Source organism: Psychrilyobacter sp., assembly GCF_049671765.1.
Classification (GTDB): domain Bacteria; phylum Fusobacteriota; class Fusobacteriia; order Fusobacteriales; family Fusobacteriaceae; genus Psychrilyobacter.
Genome location: NZ_JBATVM010000093.1, coordinates 24,533 through 32,896, shown reverse-complemented (window position 1 = coordinate 32,896; position 8,364 = coordinate 24,533). Strand labels below are relative to the sequence as shown.

The following is an 8,364-nucleotide window of genomic DNA, read 5'->3' as shown; positions in this document are numbered from 1 at the left end:
ATATTTAGTCTCTAAAAAACCTCCATCTCTTCCCCATGGAAACTCATCATCAGAACATCCTTTGGGAAATCCATTGTATCCAGCTCCAACAATTTTTTTATCTTCATTTATTATACAAGCCCCTACTTGGGTACTTGGATCTTTACTTCTTTGGCCGGATAAAACTGCTATTCCCATGAAATATTCATCCCAACTCAAATAATCTTCTCTTTTTTTCATAATACACCCTCCTAATACCCTTTTATAGTTTAAATTATACTATATCTTATCTAAACCATAAAGTATTTATATTATTCTATACAGGATTTATTTTTAATTTTAGTATATAATTTTAGTATATACTTTCACAATCAAAATAATTAGGAGGAACATCCATGGTTTATTTCATCGCTTTTGCTTTAGGAATTTCAGGTTTTTTTCACCCATGTTTCATTGGGACTATCACTACATTTTATGCAGCTTTGGTTTTAGTCAAAGATAGGAAAAAATTTATTTTAGGCAGTATTTTAGGAGTAATTATTATCAATTTTTCATTTCTATTTTTTACTGACTTTTTAAGTCATATCTTCCATCAAAGGGTATTTAATTATATTCTCGGAGGGTTATTTATCTTCTTTGGGCTTATGTTTTTAGGAGTTATAAAACATAAACATTCCCATCTTCTACTTTCTGTAGATAGGATAAAAAATACAAATCCTATTTTAGTAGGATTCTTTGTTGTTTTTTCATGGGTTCAATCCTTTGCTCACATATTTATCCCAATGGTTCCTTTGATTTCTAAGACAAACTCCTACTTGAAAATTTTTATGATCTTACCATATATAACAGGATTGATTCTACCAGTTACTTTATTTAATTTTCTGCCTCTACAATTTAAAGAAAAACATAGACATAAATACACAAAAATAATCGGAATACTCCTGATTATACTAGGCTTTTTCATCACTTTCAACCTGTTTGAAGAGATTGAACATCTAATTTAAAGAGTTTTATTTTCAAATGTATAGCTACAGCTTTTAGCTATACATTTGTCTACAGCATTTAAAGTTATACATGGAGTTATCTTATAATTTATAGAAAAAATTTTTAAAATAAAAAAAGTGATTCAGCTATTTTTAATTAATAAACTACTTTTTTTCTATTTTTTTTATTTTTCTAAGAAAATTCTAAACTAAAAATGTTATTATTATAAATAGATATTAAATTTTAAAAATATAATTAGGAGATAATCTATGAACAAAAAAATAATCTTCATTTTCATACTTTTTACTATAATTTGTTCTACATCTTATGGGAATTTACATAAACTTTCCCTTACTGATGGTTTATATACTATAAATTTAGAGTATACTATTAATATAGGCCAATCTGAAGCTATCATAGAGTTTTATATTCCGAATCTTTTAGATTATTATCACTGGAATAGATATAATAAATTTAGGTTTGATAAACACGTATTCAACCTTATTCTTAAATACGCCCTTTATAATACCGATAAAAATATTGATATTATAGTTAGGTCGAATTTTTTTCCATTAAAGAATAAAATTCTATATTCAAAAAAATATAATTTTGAACACCAAAAAAACATTCCATAAGGGAGTACAATCTATGAAAAAATTTAATTTTTTTAATAAAATTTCCACCAAGATAGCAATGTCTTTTTCCCTTACATTTGTCTTGACTCTATTGGTATTAAACCTTATCATTTATATTTCTATCACAACACATATTAATACTTTAGAACAATCTCTTGTTGTTGCCAGAAAAGAAGTTATCTTAGAAGAAGTTAACAATATAATCTCTGATTGCACTATCCTAGGAGAACAAGAAATTTCAAACATTATAGAAAAAGTTAGTTCTCATAGAGATCAAATATATGTTAACTTTAAATTCCCTGAAAAAACTTATCAAAATTTTGATAAAATTACTCTTCCCTACACCATCGATATTGATCAGGTCGGAGAATATCATTTCATGAAATTGGAAAAAAATAGATTTTTCTATCTAAATACCATGATAAAAGCTCCTTCTGGAGAACATATCTATATCCAACTGATCAGTGATTTAAAAGCTTCTGATTCACTTATCGACGCTCTAATATCTACAATGATTCTAATTGATTTGATTGGTTTTATCTTTTCTATTGTTACTGGAGTTATTTTTGCAAAAAAAACTTTAAAACCAATAAATTCAATATCAGATACTGCCGAACTAATAAATCTTCATAATTTGAACAAAAGAATTGAAATTTCTAATCATGATGATGAAATTGGTAGACTTATAAAAGTTATAAATAATATGATGGAAAGATTAGAACGCTCTTTTGAAAATCAAACAAAATTCATTTCTGATGCTTCCCATGAGTTAAGAACACCTCTATCTATTATAAATGGATATGTAGATTTACTTAATCAATGGGGAATTGATAATAAAGATCTAACCGAGGAGGCTCTGTCTTCTATTAAGGGAGAAGTTTTCAATATGACTGATCTCATGGAAAAACTTTTATTTATTGCTCGGGAAGAAAATATAAGATGTAATCTAAATTTAACAGACGTAAATATTTCTGACTTACTCAAAAGAGTTTATAAGGAATTTAAAATGATTGATAAAAAACATACTTATTCAATCCATAATATTCCTGAATTTTATGGATTTATAGATGAAAAATTAATTTTACAGGCAGTTCGGGCTATAATAGAAAATTCTATAAAATATACACCTAAAAATAGAAAAATAACCATTTCTTATGAACAAGAAAAAAGTTATTTTAAAATCAAAGTTTCAGACGAAGGAATTGGAATTCCTAAAAAACATATTCCAAAATTGTTCAATCGATTCTATAGAGTCGATGAAGCAAGGACAAAAGACACAGGTGGAAATGGCTTGGGGCTTTCTATCGTAAAAAGTATCGTAGATATGCATAATGGTCATATTTTTATAGATAGTGATGTGAATAAAGGGACTACTGTAACTCTTAAACTTCCAATATAACAAGATTACAGACAATAAAAGGGGGAATTTATGTATAATATTTTAATCGTAGAAGATGAGACTAAGATTGCTCGTTTAATGGAATTGCACTTAACATATGAAGGATATAAAGTCGATGTAGCCTATGATGGATTCGAAGCATTAAATAAAATAAGAGAGAAAACATATGATGTTGTCATCTTAGACTGGATGCTTCCTAAAGTTGAAGGACCAAAGGTATGTCAAGAGATCAAAAAATTCTACCATGAAACTATCGTTATCATGGTTACAGCTAAAGACGACATCACTGATAAGATTACTGGTTTTGAGTTCGGAGCTGATGATTATTTAACTAAACCATTTGAATCTTTGGAATTATCTGCTAGAATAAAAGCACATCTTAGAAAAATCCACCGTCAAGATACTGCTAACCAAATGACTGTTAAAGATCTTACTTTAGATCTTTCTAGATTTGTAGCTATTAGAGGTGAAAGAGATATCAAATTATCTAAAACAGAATTTGAACTCCTAAAATTTTTAATTGAAAATAAAGGTATAGTTTTAACTAGAAATAAAATATTAGTCAATGTCTGGGGATACGATGGAAGTGACAGTATCTTAGATGTATATATTAAATATTTAAGAGATAAGATAGACAAGGAATTCCCTGTAAAGTTAATAAAAACTATCAGGGGAATAGGATTTACAATAGAAAAATAAAAAATTTAAAGATAACTAAAAAAAGACCATTCAATTGAATGGTCTTTTTCTTTCCCTTTTTCCCCTCTCTCTAATTTAGGAGAGGGGCTAGGGGAGAGGTTTTATACTGTTGTGATCTCTTTTTCTTTCTTTTTAAATAGTTCTTCTACTGTTTTGATATAATCATCTGTAAGTTTTTGGACATTCTCTTCAAATGATTTTAATTCATCTTGAGTGATATCTCCATCTTTTTCAGCAGCTCTTAATTTATTGTTGATATCTTTTCTTATCCCTCTAACTGCTACTTTACCAGCTTCAGCTTCATTTTTAGCCATCTTAGCATATTCTTTTCTTCTTTCTGCTGTTAATTCAGGTATAGATAATCTTACTACTTTACCATCGTTATTAGGAGTTAATCCTAAACCAGATAAGTTGATTGCTTTTTCAATTGCAGGAATTACAGTTTTATCCCAAGGATCTATAACTAATAATCTCGCTTCTGGAGCAGATACATTTCCTACTTGGTTTAATGGCATTTCACTTCCATATTGAGATACTTTTACGTCAGCTAACATTGCTACATTGGCTCTACCTGCTCTTATTGTAGAAAATCTATGTTTTGTTGATTCGATAGCTTTTTCCATTCTTTCTTTAGTTTCTGTTATTAATATTTTTGACATTTTATTACCTCCATCGATTAATTAACATTTTTCCTGTTACTTTACTACTGTTGTTCCTATTACTTCTCCAAACACTGCTTTCTTAATATTTCCATCCACTAATGAATCAAATACTAAGATTGGAAGTTCATTATCCATACATAATGAAATTGCTGCTGTATCCATTACTTTAAGACCTTGAGCTATAACTTCTGAATATGTAATTGTATCATATTTTTTTGCATCTGCATATTTAGCTGGATCTTTATCAAATATTCCATCTACTTTAGTTCCTTTCATTACAATATCAGCTTCTATTTCCATAGCTCTTAGAGCTGCTGCTGTATCTGTTGTAAAATATGGATTCCCTGTTCCTGCACCAAATATTACTACTCTTCCTTTTTCCAAGTGTCTTTGAGCTTTTCTTTTGATAAATGGTTCTGCTACCTTAGGAATTTCTAGTCCTGTTTGAACTCTTGTTTGAACTCCTAATTTTTCAATTGTATTCTGTAATGCAAGTGCATTGATCACTGTAGCTAACATTCCCATATGATCACCTGTTACTCTGTCAATCCCTTGCTCTTCACCAGATAGGCCTCTAAAGATGTTTCCTCCACCAATAACAACTCCTACTTCTATTCCCAAATTAGCTAATTCTACTATTTGCTTGGAAAACATATTTATCATATGAGATGAAATTCCATATGCTTGCTCTCCCATTAAAGCTTCGCCACTTAATTTTAAAAGAACTCTTTTGTATTTTGGTGTCATATTTCCTCCTGGATTTTAAAAGTATTTATTTACTCTTTATGCTAAAAAAAAGAGGTATAACAAAAGTTATACCCCTAAAAGATTATCCGTTAACTTGAGCTGCAACTTCTGCTGCGAAATCTTCAACTTTCTTTTCAATTCCATCTCCAACTTTGAATCTAGAGAATCCTTTTACTGTTATATCTCCTGCAAATTGTTCTACAGTTTCTTTATTTTCTGCTCTTACGTAAACTTGCTTAACTAAACAAGATTCTTCGTAGAACTTTCTTTCTTTACCTTTTAAGATGTTTTCAATTATTTTTTCAGGTTTTCCTTCTTCTAATAATTGAACTTTTGCGATTGCCATCTCTTTCTTTAAATCTTCAGTAGTTACTTGCTCTGGACATAAGTATCCAGGGTCCATAGCTGCTACATGCATAGCGATTCCTTTTGCTTTTTCTACGTTTTCAGCAGTTGCTTCACCAGTCATTTCGATGATAACACCTAATTTTCCACCCATATGGTTATAAGGAGTTACAAAACCTTCAGTGGTAACTGACTTTATTCTTCTTAAGTTCATGTTTTCACCGATCTTAGCGATTAAGTTAGTTAATAAAGTTTCTACAGTTTCTCCATTCATTTCTGTTGCCTTTAATTCTTCAATAGTTTTAATCCCTTTTGCTAAAGCTAAAGTTACTAAATCTTTTCCAAATTGAATAAATTCATTATTTTTAGTTACGAAGTCAGTTTCAGAATTAAATTCTAAAATTACTGCCGTTTTTGAGTCTGCAGAGATTCCATCAAAGATCATTCCTTCTGCTGCGATTCTTCCTGCTTTCTTAGCTGCTTTAGCCATTCCTTTTTCTCTTAGGTAGTCTATTGCTTCTTCCATATTACCTTCTTTTTCAGTTAATGCTTTTTTACAGTCCATCATTCCTGCTGCTGTAATCTCTCTTAATTCTTTTACCATTTTAGCTGTGATTTTCATTTGGATCCTCCTAAAATTATATTTACAGTCTTAAAAGTGACTTTTTTATTATTGTATATATACATATTAATATAAGAAGAATTGAGTACCAAAGTACTCAATTCCATTTTTGTATTTAATTACTTAGTTTCTGCTGGTGCTGCGTCAATTCCTTTTCTACCTTCAATGATTGCGTTAGCCATGATAGTAGACATTAACGTCACTGATCTGATAGCGTCATCATTTGCAGGAATAGGGAATGTAATAGGATCAGGATCAACATTTGAGTCAACCATTGCAATTACAGGAATTCCTAATTTATTGGCTTCTTCAACAGCTAAGAATTCTTTCTTAACGTCTACTACGAAGATTGCCTTAGGAGCTGCTGGCATATTCTTGATTCCACCTAAGTTTTTATCTAATTTTACTAATTCTTTTCTTAACATAGAAGCTTCTTTTTTTGTGTAAGCTGCATCTAAAGTTCCGTCTGCATCTAATGCTTCTAATTCTTTTAATCTAGCGATTCTAGTTTTGATTGTTTGGAAGTTAGTCATCATTCCACCTAACCATCTATTATTTACATAATACATTCCTGCTCTTTCTGCTTGTACTTTTACAGCTTCTTGAGCTTGCTTTTTAGTTCCAACGAATAATACGTTTCCACCATCAGCTGCTACGTCTCTAATTACATTATATGCAACTTCGATCATTTTTAAAGATTTGTGTAAATCTAATACATGAATTCCGTTTCTTTCTGTGAAGATATATTTCCCCATCTTTGGATTCCATCTCTTAGCTTGATGCCCGAAATGCGCTCCTGCTTCTAATAATTGTTTCATAGTTACTACTGCCATTTTTGTGTTCCTCCTTGAATATTTGTATTTGGTTTTTAAACTTCCGTTAAGCTCGAAACTAGGAGACCAATATATTGGCACCTTCCCTAGAAATACCTAACGTGTTAAATAGCTACTAATGATATCATTTTTGTAAGAAAAAGTCAATCTTTTTAGTCAACTAAAGTGAGTAAATTATCACCATTTATTCATTATAAATTTTAAATTATATAATGCTTATGATATAATTATGAAAGTAAAAAAATTAAAGGAGTTTAATTATGACAACTAATATCAATAGTTTAGAACAGAACAAAAACATCTTCAAATCAGGAATAACATATCTTACTAAAGTATTAAACGGTATGGCATTAGGGCTTTTTTCCTCTCTAATAATCGGTCTTATCTTAAAACAAATTGGAGTTTATTCAGGTATTAACTCCCTATCTCACTACGGTCAAATAGCACAATGGATGATGGGTCCTGCTATTGGTGCAGGGGTAGCATATAGTTTGAAAATTCACCCTTTGGCGATATTTTCAGCTATTATTTGCGGTGCTTTAGGAGCTGGAACCATTACTGCTAGTGGAGGAATCACTATTGGAGAACCTGTAGGAGCGTTTATAGCGTCCCTTGTAGGAGCTGAAGTAGGTCGATTAATAAGCGGGAAAACTAAGTTTGATATCTTATTAATTCCATCACTAACAATCATTGCTGGAGGAGTTACCGCTAGTTTAATCTCTCCTTTTATGGTTGATTTTATGAAAGAAGTTGGTATCTTTATAAACACACTTACTACTCTTCACCCAATTCCTATGGGAATTACTCTTTCTGTTGTAATGGGAATTATATTAACTTTACCTATATCCAGTGCCGCCATTTCAATTTCTTTAGGCCTATCAGGAATAGCTGCTGGAGCTGCAACAGTTGGATGTGCTACTCATATGATTGGGTTTGCAGTATCTAGCTATAGAGAAAATAAAATTGGAGGATTAGTCTCACAAGGGCTAGGAACCTCCATGCTACAAGTACCTAATATTATAAAAAAACCAACCATTGCTCTGCCTGTCATTCTAACTTCTGCAATTTTAGGACCTTTGGCAACTACTGTATTTCAAATGAGAAATAATTCAATTGGTGCAGGAATGGGAACTTCTGGATTAGTTGGACAGATAGCTACATTTAAAACCATGGGAACAGATGGTATCTTAGGAATTTTATTCTTACACTTTATTTTCCCAGGGATTTTAACTTATTTTATAAGTGAATTTATGAGAAAAAAGAACTGGATTAAACATGGAGATATGAAAATATAAATAAATAAAAAGACTTATTCTTCTACGATGAATAAGTCTTTTTATTTATTCATTTATACATCACCTTCTAAACCTTCTTTTTTTTAACTTTATTTTAAGCATTTTCTTATTTTAACCACTAAAAATAATAACATTTTAATCTTAATTCTCTATTAAAATATATG

General features: G+C 30.2%; 10 protein-coding genes. 5 read left to right on the top strand and 5 right to left on the bottom strand.

Annotation, left to right across the window (positions count from 1 at the left end; translation table 11 throughout):
* Positions 1-219 (bottom strand): deoxycytidylate deaminase (locus WBG30_RS04420; protein ID WP_424503429.1); only part of this gene is annotated, 219 nt, incomplete at its 3' end.
* Between the two features lie 155 nt (positions 220-374).
* On the opposite strand from WBG30_RS04420, the gene WBG30_RS04415 reads away from it, so the two are divergent.
* The 4 genes from WBG30_RS04415 (at position 375) to WBG30_RS04400 (ending at position 3,696) form a co-directional block, all read left to right on the top strand.
* Positions 375-983 (top strand): hypothetical protein, encoded by a 609-nt coding sequence (locus WBG30_RS04415; RefSeq protein ID WP_424503428.1) that lies wholly within the window; start codon positions 375-377, stop codon positions 981-983.
* A 249-nt stretch (positions 984-1,232) separates the two neighbouring features.
* Complete coding sequence (locus tag WBG30_RS04410; protein ID WP_424503427.1) at positions 1,233-1,598, top strand: hypothetical protein; 366 nt, start codon at positions 1,233-1,235, stop codon at positions 1,596-1,598.
* A 13-nt stretch (positions 1,599-1,611) separates the two neighbouring features.
* The gene (locus WBG30_RS04405; RefSeq protein WP_424503426.1) at positions 1,612-2,997 is read left to right on the top strand and encodes a sensor histidine kinase; all 1,386 of its coding nucleotides are present in this window, start codon (positions 1,612-1,614) and stop codon (positions 2,995-2,997) included.
* A gap of 30 nt (positions 2,998-3,027) precedes the next feature.
* The gene (locus WBG30_RS04400; RefSeq protein ID WP_424503425.1) at positions 3,028-3,696 is read left to right on the top strand and encodes a response regulator transcription factor; all 669 of its coding nucleotides are present in this window, start codon (positions 3,028-3,030) and stop codon (positions 3,694-3,696) included.
* A gap of 101 nt (positions 3,697-3,797) precedes the next feature.
* Here WBG30_RS04400 and frr read toward each other — a convergent pair whose 3' ends face one another.
* From frr to rpsB, 4 genes are all read right to left on the bottom strand, one after another.
* Positions 3,798-4,355: a ribosome recycling factor gene (frr, locus tag WBG30_RS04395; protein ID WP_424503424.1), complete on the bottom strand. Its 558-nt coding sequence runs from the start codon at positions 4,353-4,355 to the stop codon at positions 3,798-3,800.
* Between the two features lie 36 nt (positions 4,356-4,391).
* On the bottom strand, positions 4,392-5,105 hold the full coding sequence (pyrH, locus tag WBG30_RS04390) for a UMP kinase (RefSeq protein ID WP_424503423.1): 714 nt from the start codon (positions 5,103-5,105) through the stop codon (positions 4,392-4,394).
* An 82-nt stretch (positions 5,106-5,187) separates the two neighbouring features.
* Positions 5,188-6,072 carry a translation elongation factor Ts gene (gene tsf / locus WBG30_RS04385; protein ID WP_424503422.1) on the bottom strand — a complete coding sequence of 295 codons (885 nt, stop codon included), beginning with the start codon at positions 6,070-6,072 and terminating at the stop codon, positions 5,188-5,190.
* 119 nt (positions 6,073-6,191) lie between these two features.
* Positions 6,192-6,905, bottom strand: coding sequence for a 30S ribosomal protein S2 (gene rpsB, locus WBG30_RS04380; RefSeq protein ID WP_424503421.1), 714 nt, complete (start codon positions 6,903-6,905; stop codon positions 6,192-6,194).
* Positions 6,906-7,165: 260 nt separating this feature from the next.
* Between rpsB and WBG30_RS04375 the strand changes: the two genes are divergently transcribed.
* Positions 7,166-8,200 carry a PTS transporter subunit IIC gene (locus tag WBG30_RS04375; RefSeq protein ID WP_424503420.1) on the top strand — a complete coding sequence of 345 codons (1,035 nt, stop codon included), beginning with the start codon at positions 7,166-7,168 and terminating at the stop codon, positions 8,198-8,200.
* Positions 8,201-8,364: the final 164 nt, after the last annotated feature.

Bases quoted from the DNA above. Each gene is read 5' to 3' on its own strand.
- tsf (WP_424503422.1), bottom strand. From the start codon at position 6,072: ATGAAAATCACAGCTAAAATGGTAAAAGAATTAAGAGAGATTACAGCA.
- WBG30_RS04405 (WP_424503426.1), top strand. From the start codon at position 1,612: ATGAAAAAATTTAATTTTTTTAATAAAATTTCCACCAAGATAGCAATG.
- WBG30_RS04400 (WP_424503425.1), top strand. From the start codon at position 3,028: ATGTATAATATTTTAATCGTAGAAGATGAGACTAAGATTGCTCGTTTA.
- pyrH (WP_424503423.1), bottom strand. From the start codon at position 5,105: ATGACACCAAAATACAAAAGAGTTCTTTTAAAATTAAGTGGCGAAGCT.
- rpsB (WP_424503421.1), bottom strand. From the start codon at position 6,905: ATGGCAGTAGTAACTATGAAACAATTATTAGAAGCAGGAGCGCATTTC.
- WBG30_RS04415 (WP_424503428.1), top strand. From the start codon at position 375: ATGGTTTATTTCATCGCTTTTGCTTTAGGAATTTCAGGTTTTTTTCAC.
- WBG30_RS04410 (WP_424503427.1), top strand. From the start codon at position 1,233: ATGAACAAAAAAATAATCTTCATTTTCATACTTTTTACTATAATTTGT.
- frr (WP_424503424.1), bottom strand. From the start codon at position 4,355: ATGTCAAAAATATTAATAACAGAAACTAAAGAAAGAATGGAAAAAGCT.
- WBG30_RS04375 (WP_424503420.1), top strand. From the start codon at position 7,166: ATGACAACTAATATCAATAGTTTAGAACAGAACAAAAACATCTTCAAA.